The following is a 14,150-nucleotide window of genomic DNA, read 5'->3' as shown; positions in this document are numbered from 1 at the left end:
CTATCGCGAAGCGTATCTTGAAGCGAAAAGCTAGCCGGTTCCCGAATTATCGCCGCCGCCCCATATCAAATTCTCTCCCTCGACCAATTTGGGAAATTTCCGCGCGGACTCGGACCTATACTGGCAGCGTGCCGTGATCGAGCATCATTCAGAACGCGTAGTAAGGACCTTGGCCGGCCGACGTATTGCGCGAGGCGATCGCCGTATAAACGCGCCGGCCGTAGAAGAACGGCAAGCCCCAGCCGAAGCCACGGGCGGTAGTGCCGGCAAGACTGTTGAACGCGTTGTTCGGCGAGGCGAACAACGCGGTCGAATTGCCCACCGGGAACGACACCGCGCTCGAGGCGCCGTCAACCCCGACAATCGCAGCGCTGACCGTTTGCATCGAGCTTGGGCAGTACCAGAAGCCGCACTGTGGGAACTGGGTGTTGCGAAAGAAGAGTCCGTTCGAGCCGCTGTCGATATAGCTTTGCGCGTAGGTTTGGCCGGCGGCGTTGGTAACCAGGTAGCCGTTCATCGCATTTGCCTTGACGATGCTGGCGCCGCCGAGCATGTTGTTCGCCTGGGTGCCGATGCCGAAGATCAGCGAGCCGGACACGCTGAGCGCACCCCTGTCGGGGATCGCGGGCAGGTCGATCACTACGCCGTTGTTGTCGAGCGCAAAGTGGCTCACGGGATTGGCGACCTGTTGCGCGAGCGCCTGCGCGCTCGCCACGCAGGCGCCGTTGGCGTCGCAACGGTAGTACCAGCGAGGCAGTGCAGCGTTTGCGCAGCCGCTGCCGCAGTCGGCCGTGAACAGGCCGATGCCGAGAATGCCGTTGCCGCGCAGGCCGGCAACCGTCAGCATCGCCGGGCCGGAGCTGGCGCAATCGGCGGGCACGCTGGGCAGCGCCGTGTCAGCGATCAGATGGACCGGGATCGACGCGGCTACCTGGCCGGCCATGCGGACGTCCGCGCTACGCACCGCGCCCCATGCGTAGCCGCTGCCGAACACCGCGCATTCGCCGGTGACGCCGCTACCCGACGGCACGGCCGCAAGCGCCAGGCTCGCCGGCAGCGCGGAGGCGAGAATCCGCAAGCCATTCGAGCCGGTGTCGACCTGAATATCGTCGACCGTCGCGCAATTGTCGGTGCCAGCCTGGCAGAGGGTGACGCTGGTCGTCAGCATGTTGCGTGTCAGTCCGGGCGCGACATTGACCGCGATCGGCTGGACGTTCGGCGTGTTCGACTGCGGCACATTCAGGTTCGCGCTGGTGTTGCCCGCGCCAGGCGAGCCGCCGCTTGCCGGTGTGCTGGCGGCGCCTGGACTGCTGGCGGCGCCCGCCTGCGACGAACTCTGTGGCGAGCCGCCGCCTCCACCGCCGCAACCTGTCAAGGCCGCACAGGCGAGGAAGAGGGCGCAAAGTCGGACGGAGGGTTTCATGGTGGGGTGTCGATCGTCGAAGGGTTGTTCTATTGGGCGTGCGCTTACTGCAGGTCGTCCGCGGTCACGCCGGGCGGTAGCGCCGCGGGCAGCCACGCGCGTCCCACATAGCCGCGCATCGGCCCCCCGGATTCGACGATCACGTCCGGCCGCGCGATTCGCGAATTGTGCAGATTGGCGCCCGCCGCTGGCGTGGCAGCCCCCGCAAGGTACGAGTCGGCGTACTTGCCGAGCAGCGTGCGCAGATCCGGCATGGTCGGGCCTTCCCACGCGTAGCCGATGATCTGACCGGCGCTCGTCGCGTACTCGTTAATGGTGGTGTTGCCGGCATCGGTCAGCGTGCGCACGCGCAGCGCACCGTTCAGCAGCGTGCGCGGCGCGGTCGCGGTCGGGTTCGGCTGACCCGGCATCGTGCCGCCCAATTCGGCCTGCGCACCGGCGCTCGTACACAGCGCGCCTAGCGCAAGCGCGAAAGCGGCCAGAGAGGGAGAGAAACGGGACTTTGACATGGCGTCTGCCTCGCGAGCCGGCTTGTTCCGGTTTTATTGAGATGCGGAGGTAACGGTAACATCCGGGGTTTGCTGACCATCACGGCGCATGTCGTCGCCGCTCGATGCCGGGTCAAAATGCGTGACGGGCCGGCAGAGGAAAAGGCTTTTGAAACAAAGATCTGACAAGGTTATTGAGGTGAACCTACGCGGCAGTAGGAAATGTTGGCAAATGTTAAATGTGCGGCGCGCAAGCGATTGTCCGCCGTGAGCGCAACGCGTTTTTTTCTTGGCGAAGGTGCGCCGAAGATAAGCGCGTGGACTCTGTGCAGGGGGGCTCTGCGACGCGTTCTGCGCACGCCACATGCCGTTCAATTGGGCGGGCAAACCCCAGTTTTTGCACACGGCTCGCCGGGACCGGTAAAATGTTGGGTTGATCCACGGAAACTTGCCGTGGCGTAGCGGAAGGATTCCCCGAACATGACTGATCTTCGTCTTACCAAGCGGTTTGCAGTAATGCTGATGGCAGGCGGGCTGGTCGCCGGCTGCGGCACTTCGTCGCCGACCAAAATCGACTACAAGAGCGACTCCAAATCAAAGCAGGTGTCACTTGCCGTCCCGCCGAACATGATCGACGAGACGGCCGATCAGCGTTCGTTGCCCCCGCAAGGCGGCGAAACCTCGTTGTCCGCGCTCAAGCAGGTTCAGGCGCAAGCGCCGTCGGCGAGCAATAACGTGGCGGTCGTGCCGCAGGTCAGCGGCATGCATATCCAGCGCGACGGCACGGAAAGCTGGCTCGTGATCGACAACAAGGCGCCCGCTCAGGCGTGGGAGCAGATCCGCCGCTTCTGGCAGGAACAGGGCTTCCTGCTGGTGGTCGACCAGCGCGACAAGGGCGTGATGGAAACCGACTGGAACGAGTCGCACGCGCAAATCAGCGACGGCCTGATCCGCAACACGCTGTCCAAGGCAATGGGCAACAGCTATGTGACCTCGGAGCGCAACAAGTACCGCACGCGTCTCGAAGCGGCACCGAACGGCGGAACCTACGTGTTCATCAGCCAGAAGGGCATGCGCGAGGCGCTCACCGGCACGAACAACGATTCGAGCCAGTGGCAGCCGAAGCCGAACGATCCGGCTCTCGAACAGGAATATCTGAAGCGCCTGATGGCGGCGCTTGCGCTGGCCGATTCGCGCTCGAAGTCCGGTGGTGGGCAAACCGCTGAACTGTCGCCCGCCGGCACCCAAGCGGCGCCGAACGCGGCGGGCGCAGGTGCGAAGTCGGCCGCGGCGGCCACGGCGGCGCAGAACGTCGCGCTGTCGGCGCAACAGCCGATGCCGGATGCGGGTTCGGCGAATGCTTCGGCGCAGCTCTCGTCGACCGAACTCACGCTCGGCGAACCGTATGACCGTGCGTGGCTGCGCGTGGGCCTCGCGCTCGACCGCAGCAACTTCACCGTCGACGACCGCGATCTGAGCCGCGGCCTGTACTTCGTCCGTTACGTCGATCCGAAGGATATGTCCTCGGCGGAACAGGGCTTCTGGAGCCAGGTGTTCCACGGCAAGAAGGAGAAGGTGGCCAAGCAGTATCGCGTGAACGTGCGCGCGGTGACGCCGGACCAGACGCGTGTGGCCGTGGTCGACGACAAGGGTGCGATCGACGAAAGCTCGCAGGCCAAGCAGATCATGAGTCTGATGGTTGAGCAGCTGCACTGAGCGGGCAAAGCCTGAGCAGATAACAGACGAAACTGATGTTTGAGAAACCGCCCGGCACGGATGTCCCGGGCGGTTTTTTTTCGGGCACGGGGCTATGCGCAGGCACTGGCGTCCGGTTGTTCGTCGAGCGCGTAGGCGCTGCGACTGGATGCCGACGGTCGCCTCCCGGCGATGCGTACGTCTTTAGCTCCTCTCCTGTGAGCGTGATCAACCTGAGCTCGGCAGGCGTGGGCAGCAAGCCTGCTCATTTGGCGCTCATCTGGGGGGCCGCTTCGAGACTGGCGGCGTCGCGCGAAACGGTTTTCAGGTATCGGCCCGGCGCGTGCCGATCCACGGCAAACGCTTGATTACGCCGGTGGCGAGCGCGGTCCCGACCAGAATCACGGCGCAGCCTTCCATCATGCCGGGCGACACGCCTTCGCCGAGAAACAGCGCGCCCCACAGAATGCCGAAGATCGGAATCACGAACGTGACGGTGATGGCACGCGCCGGCCCGGCCACCGCGATCAGGTGGAAGAACAGCATGTACGCGACGCCGGTGCACGCGACGCCGAGCGCGATCACCGCGCCCCACGCGTGCAGCGAGATCGGCGCGGCCGGCCAAAACATCACGGCGAGCGGCAGCAAGACGATGGTCGCGCCGGTCATCGTGCCGGCGGCGACGGTTAGCGCATCGACGCCGGTCAGGTGGCGCTTGGTGTAGTTCGCCGCGATGCCATACAGCAGGGTCGCGCCGAGCGCCGCGCCGGCCGCGAGCGCAGTGGTCAGCGGCGTGGCGGCCGCACCGTTCGGCGTGGCGATCTGATCCCATACCAGCATCAATACGCCGAGAAAGCCGATCACGAGACCGAGCGTACGCAGCGCGCTCAGCCGGTCGCGCAGCCAGACAAAGCCGACCAGCGCGCCCCACAGCGGTGTGGTCGCGTTGATCACCGAGGTGACGCCCGCCGACAGCGTCAATTCGGCGTAGGCGAACAGGCAGAACGGCGCCGCCGAATTCAGGATGCCGACCACCAGCAGTGGAAAGGCGCGCGTGCGCAGGATCGCCGCCGATTGTTGCAGCGGCCGTCGCGCGAGCAGCACGATCAGCAGAAAGGCCGCGCCGATGCCGACGCGCAGCGCCATCAACGGAGCCACGCCGAAGTCGGTGACGCCGACGCGGATAAACAGAAACGACGCGCCCCACAGGGCAGCGAGGATCAGCAGTTGCAGCAAGTTTTGAGGTTTCATCGGGATGGCGCCGCGCGCGGTTGAGTCGGGACGCCTGCGCATCGTACCAGCGCGATCACGCGAAACGTTTCAGGTTGAGATGAAACGGCAAGATTCGGGAGATCGAGGCGTCCGGTGCCCACGATCGTAAGCGTTGTCGGGCCGTGAGCAAAACGAGCATTTCTCACGCTGTTGTGAGAGAAATTGCGATACGGCGGCTGCGGGGACTGGGCGCCTGCCAAGGGTGGGGCGTTTATCGCAAAGCGTGAATCATTTTGCGGCAGTGCGGCATGGCAGCCGTTGTCGGTCGGGCCCCGCGCTTCAGCCAAAGTCTGTTTGTCGAAACGCCTTGTCTGTGCGGGCTCTTCCGCGGCACCAGGCGCAGGGCGGGGCTTCGTGCGCATGCAGGGGGAAGCAGGCGCTTCTTGATCGTAGGACGCGCTGCGCGCGTGCAATGCCCGAAGGCAACTAAGCAGACCAACGAACCACGCCAACGACTCAAGCCCAGCCAACAAGCGCCTGGACAATGCAGCCCCCTCTGGCGACGCGCACAAAAACCCGTGCTCTGCTTCCCGCCACGTCGACAAGCAGAGCACATGCAAATCAAACCAGATCAACGATCAATGCGGAATCATCCACTGCAAGACATTCTGCTGCGCCCACACCAGCAAACCGAGCAGCACCGTCAATAGAATCGAATGCTTGAAGGTCTTCGCGAACACCACACCTTCCTTGCCTTTGAGCTCGGTGGTTGCCACGCCGGTCGAGATGTTTTGCGGCGAGATCATCTTGCCCATCACGCCGCCCGATGAATTGGTCGCCGCCATCAGCACCGGACTCAGATTCAACTGGTTGGCCGCCACCACCTGGAGATTGCCGAACAGCGCATTGCCCGACGTATCGCTGCCCGACAGGAACACCGCGATCCAGCCGAGGAAGGCCGACACCAGCGGAAAGAACGGACCCACCGACGCGACGCCGAGACCGAGCGTATAGGTGAGCCCCGAGTAGTTCATCAGATAGGCGAGCCCGACGATGGTCGCCACCGTCAGAATGGCGATGCGCGTCTGCACCCACGTGTCGGCGACCGCCTTGCCGAATTCGCGCGCGCTCAGGCCGACCACGAACGTCGTGATGAGCGCCGCGACCAGAATCGCCGTGCCGGTGGCGAGCGGCTGGAAGTCCCACACCGCGCCATACGGCGTGTTGTACAGCGTGATGAACACGGCCTTGTCGAGCCCCGGCCACGGTATCTTGACGTCGCCGATCGTGAAGACTCTCGCGATGGTCCACACGATCACCACGACTGACACGATGATCCACGGATACCAGCCCTGGCCGCCGCTGATCTTGCCGCGCACCTCGCCGATCCGGTCGACGCTGATCGCGAATTTGGGATCGGCAGCAGGCTTCCAGATGCGCAGGAATGCGATCGTCAGAATCAGCGACACCATCGACGACAACACGTCGGTCAGGCTGTAGTTCACGTAGTTCGACGCGATGAACTGCGTCAGCGCGAAGCTCGCGCCCGACACCAGCAGCACCGGCCACACGCGCAGCATGTTGCGAAAGCCCGCATACACCGCGATCACATAGAAGGGCAGCAGCAGTGCGAAGAACGGCAACTGGCGGCCGACCATCTTCGCGAGCAGATCGGACGGCAGATGCGTCACCGCGCCGAGCACGGTGATCGGTACGCCGAGCGCGCCGAACGCGACCGGCGCCGTGTTGAAGATCAGCGTAAAGGTGAGCGCTTCGAGGGTGGGAAAGCCGAGCAGGATCAGCAGCGAACTGGTAATGGCGACGGGAGTGCCGAAGCCGGAAATCCCTTCGAGCAACGCGCCGAATGAAAAGCCGACCACGACCAGCACGACCCGCCGGTCATTCGGCAGGTTGTCGATCATCCACATGCGAAAGGCCGCGAAGCGGCCCGAGCGTTGCGCGACGTTGTACAGCAAGATCGCCGTAACCACGATCCACATGACCGGCCAGCAGGCGAACACCACGCCCGCGAACACCGAGTTGAACGCGAGCCCGACCGGCAACCGCCACACTGTAATCGCGACGATCAGACCGACGATCAGCCCCGCGAGCGACGCCTGCCAGGCTGGCCTGCGCGCCCAGCCGAGCAGCAGCAGGACGACGATGATCGGCAACGCGGCGACAAGGAACGAAGGCAATAGCGCATTGGCGACCGGGGTGAGTAGTTGGTGAAACATCACGTCTCCTTGGTGTTGTTCGGCGCGACGCGGGGGATCACGAATCAGAGGCGCGTCTTTGTGGCAGGACGGACGAGTGTCAGCGGAACGTAAGAGTCGAACCGCATTCCTTATTAAACGCGTACTGCAGGCGCTTCCCAAGCATAGAACCCCGCGCGGGCACGTCAAGAAGGGAAACTACGGGCGCACGACAAGAAGTGGCTCAGGCGGGTCGTCTGCACGATGTGGAGCACAGGGCATGAAGCGAAGCGGGCGCGTGATCGCGCCATCGCGAGTGCGCCCGTATTGCAGTGAGCGGCGTGCACCGAAGCCTGCATGCGACACGCGTTCAGTGGTGCCAATGATGATGTCCCCAGCCTCCACCCCAATACCCGCCGATGCCGATCGACACCGATGGTCCGTAGTAGCCTGGATAGCCGTAATACGCCGGGTAAGCGGGATAGACCGGAGGCGGGTAGTAGGCCGGATAAGCTGGCGCCACATAGACGGGCGGCGCCGCTACTGCATAAGTGGGCGGCGCGTTCTGTTGTTGCTGTTGCTGCGCATCGGTCGAGCCGGTTTGGCCCTCCGGGACGCCCTGCTGCACGGCCGTCGTGGGCGCCGTTGAATAAGTTGAATAGTAAGCAGGGTAGTAGCCGGACGGATAGTAACCGTATGGGTAATAGCAGCCCGACAACGTCACGACGCAGACGACGCCGCAGGCAGCAACGCCTCTACGGGATAGCCGCAAAAAAGCGCGCGGCAGCCGTGAGCCCCTCGCGCGAAAACTGTTGATGACGCGGGACCTCATGACGCGCTCCTCGTTGTTCCGTACACCGTCATCGTCGGCGTAACGAGATGAGCTTACGCTCCCGCGGCGCGAACACGATTGCAAAACCGTAACGGCGCATTTCACGGCGTTGCACCGCATTGTTTGACGCTTACGCCAAGCGTCGTGTTCGCTTTCGAAATACCGCGTGACTTACCATGCAGTATGCGCCTGCATGTCGCTTACTTGCCGACCTGATTACCGATGATGCCGCCGGCCGCCGCACCGCCGACCGTGGACAGTGCATTGCCGCCGATCGCCGCGCCGGCGGCGCCGCCCAGACCCGCGCCGATTGCCGTATCACGCCCTTGCCGGCTCATGCCTTCACACGCCGAAAGTCCCCCAATGAGAGCAACGATGGTTGCGAGCGCGCCGATTTGCCGAATCTTTCTCATGATGCTGACTCCCGGTTGTTTAATTGGGTTTGTTGGTCGTAACCGCCGAAACGTAAGAGGAACAAAAGCCCCGGTTCATGCATTCGATGTTAGCCGCGCGTCGCGTATCCGGATGTGTGAGCTTGTCAGCGGATTGACGGTTTCGTAATCAAATGTTTCCCTTCATCTAGCATGCGGCGTGCCCGGCCCCGCATACCCTCGCACAAGCGAAAAAGCCCGCCAGTGGCGGGCTGTGATGCTGCGGTGCAGGTTCGTGGCGGAATCGGGCGGCGCTAAAGCGCTGCCCGATCTGCATATCGAACCTTACTGCCGCTGATAGATCTCGGCGCCTTTCTTCATGAACTCGATCGACTTCACTTCCATGCCTTTCTTCAGCGCTTCGTCGTCGGTGACGCCTTGTTGCGCCGCGAATTCGCGCACGTCCTGGGTGATCTTCATCGAGCAGAAGTGCGGGCCGCACATCGAGCAGAAATGCGCGACCTTGGCCGAATCCTTCGGCAGCGTTTCGTCGTGGAATTCGCGCGCCTTGTCCGGGTCGAGGCCGAGATTGAACTGGTCTTCCCAACGGAATTCGAAACGCGCCTTGCTCAGTGCGTTGTCACGCACCTGCGCGCCCGGATGACCCTTCGCCAGATCGGCGGCGTGCGCGGCGAGCTTGTACGTGATGATGCCGGTCTTCACGTCGTCCTTGTTCGGAAGGCCCAGGTGTTCCTTCGGCGTGACGTAGCAAAGCATCGCCGTGCCGAACCAGCCGATCATCGCCGCGCCGATGCCCGACGTGATGTGGTCGTAGCCCGGCGCGATGTCGGTGGTGAGGGGCCCGAGCGTGTAGAACGGCGCTTCGTCGCACCATTCCAGTTGCAGGTCCATGTTCTCCTTGATCAACTGCATCGGCACGTGGCCGGGGCCTTCGATCATCGTCTGCACGTCGTGCTTCCACGCGATCTGCGTGAGTTCGCCCAAGGTCTTCAACTCGCCGAGCTGCGCTTCGTCGTTCGCATCGTAGATCGAGCCGGGACGCAGGCCGTCGCCGAGCGAGAAGGCCACGTCATACGCCTTCATGATTTCGCAGATGTCTTCGAAGTGCTCGTACAGGAAGCTTTCCTTGTGATGCGCGAGACACCACTTCGCCATGATCGAGCCGCCACGCGAGACGATGCCGGTCATGCGCTTGGCCGTCAACGGCACATACTGCAGGCGCACGCCCGCGTGAATGGTGAAGTAGTCGACGCCTTGCTCGGCCTGTTCGATGAGCGTGTCGCGGAAGATTTCCCACGTCAGGTCCTCCGCCTTGCCGTTGACCTTTTCGAGCGCCTGATAGATCGGCACCGTGCCGATCGGCACCGGGCTATTGCGGATGATCCACTCGCGCGTTTCGTGAATGTGCTTGCCGGTCGACAGATCCATCACCGTGTCGCCGCCCCAGCGGATCGCCCACGTCATCTTGTCGACTTCCTCGCCGATCGACGACGTCACCGCCGAGTTGCCGATGTTGGCATTCACCTTCACGAGGAAGTTGCGGCCGATGATCATCGGCTCGCTTTCCGGGTGGTTGATGTTGTTGGGGATGATCGCGCGACCGCGCGCCACTTCCTCGCGCACGAATTCCGGCGTGATCGCCGTGAGGCCGTTCGCACCGAACGCGCTCGCGCCGAACGCCTGGCCCGGATGCTGACGGCCCATCATCGCGGCGAGTTTCTCGCCGTTCGGGCCGCTCGTCTTCAGGCTCTCCAGATACTCGGCGCGGCGCTGGTTCTCGCGAATCGCGATGTATTCCATCTCCGGCGTGATGATGCCCTTCTTTGCGTAGTGCATCTGCGACACGTTCTTGCCGGCGATCGCGCGGCGCGGCGTGCGATGCAGGCCTTTGAAACGCAGGTCGGCGGTGGCGGTGTCGGCGGCGCGCTCGCGGCTGAAGTCGCTGGACAGACCCGTCAGCGCTTCGGTGTCGCCGCGCTCTTCGATCCACGCCTGACGCAGCGCCGGCAGGCCCGCGCGGATGTCGATCTTCGCGTCCGGGTCGGAGTAGAGGCCCGACGTATCGTAGACATAGACGGGCGGATTCTTTTCGCCGCCGAAGCTGTCGGGCGTATCGGCCTGCGAGATTTCTCGCATCGGCACGCGGATGTCCGGACGCGAACCGCTCACGTAGACCTTGCGGGAATTCGGCAGCGGCGCGACAGCGGCTTCATCGACGTGAGCTTCGGCGGACAGGAATTTTGGATTGGCGTTCATCGTATCTCCATGCAAAGCAATGTGGGCAGCTAAGCAGGAGACGAGATGGAAGTAGTCGGAAATCGCGCGAGAGGCGAGGCGATGGAACTGGAGCGCGAAATCCGTACGCTTCCCTGCGCTGGCATTATCCAGATCAGGTTCAAAGGGTATTTCTCACCCGCGCGGCACGGACCTCCAAGCTCCATGCGACGCAGGACCCCCGCGTTAGCAGCGCACACGATACACCGGCCACCCGCGACTTGGCAACCCGTCCGGTTGAACCGAACCGCGCATCGCGGCGCGGCCCACCGTGTCCTGTGCTGATTGTGACGGGCAGGCGGGCGAGCTGCGGCGTGCTTGAGTTACAGCGAGATCAGAGCGAGAAATTGTCGGCGGCTTCGGGCTGATACAGGATCTTGTCGAGCTTCAGCACTTTCTCCGTGCCGCTCGGCGGCGTGAAGCGGATGCGCTCGCCGCGCTTCGCGCCGAGCAGCGCGAGGCCGGCAGGCGAGAACACGTTCAGGCGCCCGTGCGCAAAGTCCGCGTTGGGCGGATAGACGACGGTCCAGGTCATCTGTTCGCCGCTGGCTTCGTCGATCAGGGTGGCTTGCGAATTCATCGTCACCACGTTGGCCGGAATTTCGCGCGAATCGACGATCACGGCGCGCTCGAGGACGTCGTCGAGCATGTCCTGCAGTTTCGGGCTCGCGCCGGGCGCGGATGCGTGCTTCTCGAGGCGGGCGACATCGAGTTCGGTCAGATAGCAAGGTTTCGTCTTTTTCATGACGGGTACTCCAATTCGATCTGCATAAAAGAGAACGGCGTGCGGAAGCGTTCAGCCCGGCGCCCGAAGAAAGTCCCCTTGGGGACGACGCGGCCTGAACAGTGGAGCAAGCAGCGTTAGATCGGGAGCCGGGCGGCGGAGAGCGGGAGCGTTCGGGACGGCTCGCCGGCCGGACACGGCGCGAAGTCCGCGCGCGCGTCACCGGTTGCGCGGCGGGGGCGCAAGCGGATGAGGGCACGGGAAGTCGGGAAGCGCATCGAAGTAGCCGGCAGGTGTCGACAGAAGGGGGTGAAGGTGTCGCCTGAAGTGGAAAGCAACGCCAGAGAAAGATTCATGTTAGCACGCGGCCGAGCGTCGCCCTGCCTTCACGAATTCGCGCGCGCGCATTTTGGATGATGGCGGGAGTCATGTTCCACTGCCGCGCACGCTGAAAAAAACGCCGGCGATACGTCCCCGGTTTTTGTGTTGCAAGGACACCAAAAAGTTACGATTCTTTCGCTCGGCGCGGTGGGCGCTTACTGCATAATGCGATGCGCGCCGCAGCCTTGGCGCGTGTTGCCCGGCCCGATTTCTTTCGTCAGCCGCGGCGTTGTGGCCCTGTGGTCATCTATCGCCCTTCCGTTCCACCGACATGTCCGCCAGCCTCGCCCGTCAGACCGCATTTTCGATGCGGTGTCCGCCATCCCGTCAGCGGGTTTTCAGCGGGGGCGCAATACCTCGAGCGGCATGGGCGGGTTGAACGCATGTCGTTGCAACGCTCCAGTTTCATTTCGCGCGGTTTGCCGATCCGCTTGCCGCAGTCGCGCAGCGGCCAGATCGCGCTCGCGCTTGCCGTCGTCTATCTCGTGTGGGGCTCGACCTATCTCGCCGTGCACGTCGCCCTCGGTTCGTTTCCGCCGCTGCTGCTCTCCGGGCTGCGCAACCTGTTTGCGGGCATAGGCCTGTTCGTCTTCGCGGTGCGCCGCAAGCCGGTCTGGCCGAGCGTCGCCGAGGTGCGCAATGCCGGACTCGTCGGCACGATGCTGGTGGGATTGTCGAGCGGCATGCTCGCTTACGGCATGCGCACCGTCGGCACCGGCACGGCGGCCGTGATGGTCGCGACCGTGCCGCTCTTCGCGACGGTGATCGCTGCCGTCGCGGGTCGCAAGATCGGCCGCGGCGAGTGGTTCGCGGTCGGCCTGGGGCTGGTCGGCATCGCCATTCTGAGTCACGGCGACAGCACGCCGGGTTCGGCGGGCGGCAGTCTGGCGATTCTGTGCGGTGCGCTCTTCTGGGCTGGCGGCGCGCATCTCGCCGGGCGTCTGAAGTTGCCGTCGGATCTGTTTCTGTCGACCGCGCTGCAGATCGGGCTGGGCGGCGCGATGTCGACACTGGTCGCCTGGGTCTCCGGTGAACGCATGCTCCAAATGCATGTCCTGCCGTTGCTGGCGTTCATCTACCTGATGCTGATCGGGACGATGGCCGCGTACGTCGCGTATGGTTTTCTGATACGCCACACGAGCCCGATCATTGCGAGTAGCTGCATGTACGTGAATCCGGTGGTGGCGGTCGCCCTCGGCGCGTTGCTGCTGGGCGAGCCGGTCACGCGCTCGACGGTGCTCGCGACCGTTGTGATTCTGGCCAGCGTGGGCTTGTCTTTCTGGTTCGATTACAGGAAGAAGGGGCTGGCTTGAAGTTCGCTTTGGGGTGCGGTTCGTAGCGGCGCGTGTGGAGCGGCCAAAAAGACAAGCCCATCCCGCTTCAAAGCGCCGCCGCCCCCTCAGCCCCTTCGCGGATTGCGCGTTTCGCATCCAGTTCGCTCGCCACCTTCACGCCGCCGATCACGTGATAGCGCGGACTACCCGCCGCAGCACCCGTCGGCGGCAACAGATCGCGCAGCGATTCCTGCCCCGCGCAGCACTTCAAATAGGACAGCACGTTGGGTCCGTCGATACCGGCAATCGTCGGCTTGCGCGGCATGATGCCGGCGGCGATGATCACGTCGTCGTAAGCGCCCGCGGCGAGCAGCGCGGCACCGACGCGCGTGCCGAGCCGCACGTCCACCCGATGCCGCTGCAACTGGCTCTGAAAATAGCGGTCGTCTCGCTGAACTCTTCCTTTCCCGGCACGCGCATCGCCAGATTGAACTGGCCGCCGAGCGTCGCGCCCGCATCGAACAGCGTCACGCGATGCCCGCGCGAGGCCGCACCGTCGCCGCCGAGAAACCCGCCGGACCGGCGCCGACCACTGCGATCGAACGCGCGGAAGCGCTCGCCGCACACCGCACGCACCTGCTCGACGATCTCGCGCGCAAGCCGCATGCGGTTCTCGATGCTGCCGCCGTACCCGTCGGTGCGTCGATTGGTGCGCGGGCACAGGAACTGGTTGAGCAGATAGCCTTCGCTGCCCATGATCTCGACGCCGTCATAGCCGGCGCGCTGGGCGAGCCGCGCGCAACGCGCATAGTCGCGCACGGTCCTGGCCATGCCGGCGAGGGTGAGCGCGCGCGGCCTGAACTTCGAGATCGGCGACTTGATCGCGGAAGCGGACACCACGAAGGGCTGATAGCCATAGCGGCCCGCATGCAGCATCTGCAGCGCGAGCTTGCCGCCCTCGGCATGCACGGCCCCGGTCAGCAACCGATGATTGCGCAGATCGAACACGGAATTCAGCGTGCCGCCGAACGGCAGCAGCCGGCCCGCGCGATTCGGCGAGATGCCCCCGATGACGATCAGGCCCACCCCGCCTTTCGCGCGTTCGCGAAAATATGCGGCCAGCTTCGGGCAGTTCCAGAAACGGTCCTTCATGCCGGTGTGCATCGAATCCATCACCACGCGATTGCGCAAGCGGGTGAAGCCGAGGTCGAGTTCGGCGAGTAAGTGCTGGTAAGACATGGCAAGGGAGCGTGTAAGTAT

At 64.0% G+C, this 14,150-nt stretch carries 10 protein-coding genes, 1 pseudogene and 1 riboswitch; of the genes and pseudogenes, 2 read left to right on the top strand and 9 right to left on the bottom strand.

Features of this window, described 5'->3' with window-relative positions; all coding sequences use genetic code 11:
• Positions 1-148: 148 nt before the first annotated feature.
• Positions 149-1,423 carry a DUF3443 domain-containing protein gene (locus tag HV770_RS16090; protein WP_175161063.1) on the bottom strand — a complete coding sequence of 425 codons (1,275 nt, stop codon included), beginning with the start codon at positions 1,421-1,423 and terminating at the stop codon, positions 149-151.
• Between the two features lie 44 nt (positions 1,424-1,467).
• Positions 1,468-1,932 (bottom strand): DUF2844 domain-containing protein, encoded by a 465-nt coding sequence (locus tag HV770_RS16085; protein ID WP_175161061.1) that lies wholly within the window; start codon positions 1,930-1,932, stop codon positions 1,468-1,470.
• Positions 1,933-2,391: 459 nt separating this feature from the next.
• Here HV770_RS16085 and bamC point away from each other — a divergent pair, with 459 nt between their 5' ends.
• Positions 2,392-3,627, top strand: a complete 1,236-nt coding sequence (gene bamC / locus HV770_RS16080; RefSeq protein ID WP_175161059.1) for an outer membrane protein assembly factor BamC — start codon at positions 2,392-2,394, stop codon at positions 3,625-3,627.
• A gap of 303 nt (positions 3,628-3,930) precedes the next feature.
• Here bamC and HV770_RS16075 read toward each other — a convergent pair whose 3' ends face one another.
• The 6 genes from HV770_RS16075 to HV770_RS16050 form a co-directional block, all read right to left on the bottom strand.
• On the bottom strand, positions 3,931-4,857 hold the full coding sequence (locus tag HV770_RS16075; protein ID WP_246290934.1) for a DMT family transporter: 927 nt from the start codon (positions 4,855-4,857) through the stop codon (positions 3,931-3,933).
• A gap of 599 nt (positions 4,858-5,456) precedes the next feature.
• On the bottom strand, positions 5,457-7,055 hold the full coding sequence (locus HV770_RS16070; RefSeq protein WP_175161055.1) for an L-lactate permease: 1,599 nt from the start codon (positions 7,053-7,055) through the stop codon (positions 5,457-5,459).
• Between the two features lie 328 nt (positions 7,056-7,383).
• The gene (locus tag HV770_RS16065) at positions 7,384-7,845 is read right to left on the bottom strand and encodes a hypothetical protein (protein WP_175161053.1); all 462 of its coding nucleotides are present in this window, start codon (positions 7,843-7,845) and stop codon (positions 7,384-7,386) included.
• A gap of 200 nt (positions 7,846-8,045) precedes the next feature.
• Positions 8,046-8,258: a glycine zipper 2TM domain-containing protein gene (locus HV770_RS16060; protein ID WP_175161051.1), complete on the bottom strand. Its 213-nt coding sequence runs from the start codon at positions 8,256-8,258 to the stop codon at positions 8,046-8,048.
• Between the two features lie 303 nt (positions 8,259-8,561).
• Entirely contained in the window at positions 8,562-10,493 is a 1,932-nt protein-coding gene (gene thiC / locus HV770_RS16055) for a phosphomethylpyrimidine synthase ThiC (RefSeq protein ID WP_175161049.1), read from the bottom strand.
• Between the two features lie 92 nt (positions 10,494-10,585).
• Positions 10,586-10,704, bottom strand: a riboswitch (TPP riboswitch).
• 141 nt (positions 10,705-10,845) lie between these two features.
• Positions 10,846-11,256 (bottom strand): GreA/GreB family elongation factor, encoded by a 411-nt coding sequence (locus tag HV770_RS16050; RefSeq protein WP_175161047.1) that lies wholly within the window; start codon positions 11,254-11,256, stop codon positions 10,846-10,848.
• 743 nt (positions 11,257-11,999) lie between these two features.
• Here HV770_RS16050 and HV770_RS16045 point away from each other — a divergent pair.
• Positions 12,000-12,929 (top strand): EamA family transporter, encoded by a 930-nt coding sequence (locus tag HV770_RS16045; protein ID WP_175161046.1) that lies wholly within the window; start codon positions 12,000-12,002, stop codon positions 12,927-12,929.
• A gap of 322 nt (positions 12,930-13,251) precedes the next feature.
• Here HV770_RS16045 and HV770_RS16040 read toward each other — a convergent pair.
• Positions 13,252-14,129, bottom strand: a pseudogene (locus HV770_RS16040) (oxidoreductase); the annotation flags it as partial.
• Between the last annotated feature and the right edge of the window lie 21 nt (positions 14,130-14,150).

It is taken from the genome of Paraburkholderia fynbosensis (assembly GCF_902859935.1).
Taxonomy (GTDB): domain Bacteria; phylum Pseudomonadota; class Gammaproteobacteria; order Burkholderiales; family Burkholderiaceae; genus Paraburkholderia; species Paraburkholderia fynbosensis.
The sequence above is the reverse complement of the archived record's forward strand: the minus strand, read 5'-3'. Positions and strand labels throughout refer to the sequence as shown.

Excerpts from the sequence above, each read along its gene's own strand:
- HV770_RS16065 (WP_175161053.1), bottom strand. The coding sequence starts at position 7,845 with ATGAGGTCCCGCGTCATCAACAGTTTTCGCGCGAGGGGCTCACGGCTG.
- HV770_RS16070 (WP_175161055.1), bottom strand. The coding sequence starts at position 7,055 with ATGTTTCACCAACTACTCACCCCGGTCGCCAATGCGCTATTGCCTTCG.
- HV770_RS16045 (WP_175161046.1), top strand. The coding sequence starts at position 12,000 with ATGTCGTTGCAACGCTCCAGTTTCATTTCGCGCGGTTTGCCGATCCGC.
- HV770_RS16060 (WP_175161051.1), bottom strand. The coding sequence starts at position 8,258 with ATGAGAAAGATTCGGCAAATCGGCGCGCTCGCAACCATCGTTGCTCTC.
- thiC (WP_175161049.1), bottom strand. The coding sequence starts at position 10,493 with ATGAACGCCAATCCAAAATTCCTGTCCGCCGAAGCTCACGTCGATGAA.
- bamC (WP_175161059.1), top strand. The coding sequence starts at position 2,392 with ATGACTGATCTTCGTCTTACCAAGCGGTTTGCAGTAATGCTGATGGCA.
- HV770_RS16075 (WP_246290934.1), bottom strand. The coding sequence starts at position 4,857 with ATGAAACCTCAAAACTTGCTGCAACTGCTGATCCTCGCTGCCCTGTGG.
- HV770_RS16050 (WP_175161047.1), bottom strand. The coding sequence starts at position 11,256 with ATGAAAAAGACGAAACCTTGCTATCTGACCGAACTCGATGTCGCCCGC.
- HV770_RS16085 (WP_175161061.1), bottom strand. The coding sequence starts at position 1,932 with ATGTCAAAGTCCCGTTTCTCTCCCTCTCTGGCCGCTTTCGCGCTTGCG.
- HV770_RS16090 (WP_175161063.1), bottom strand. The coding sequence starts at position 1,423 with ATGAAACCCTCCGTCCGACTTTGCGCCCTCTTCCTCGCCTGTGCGGCC.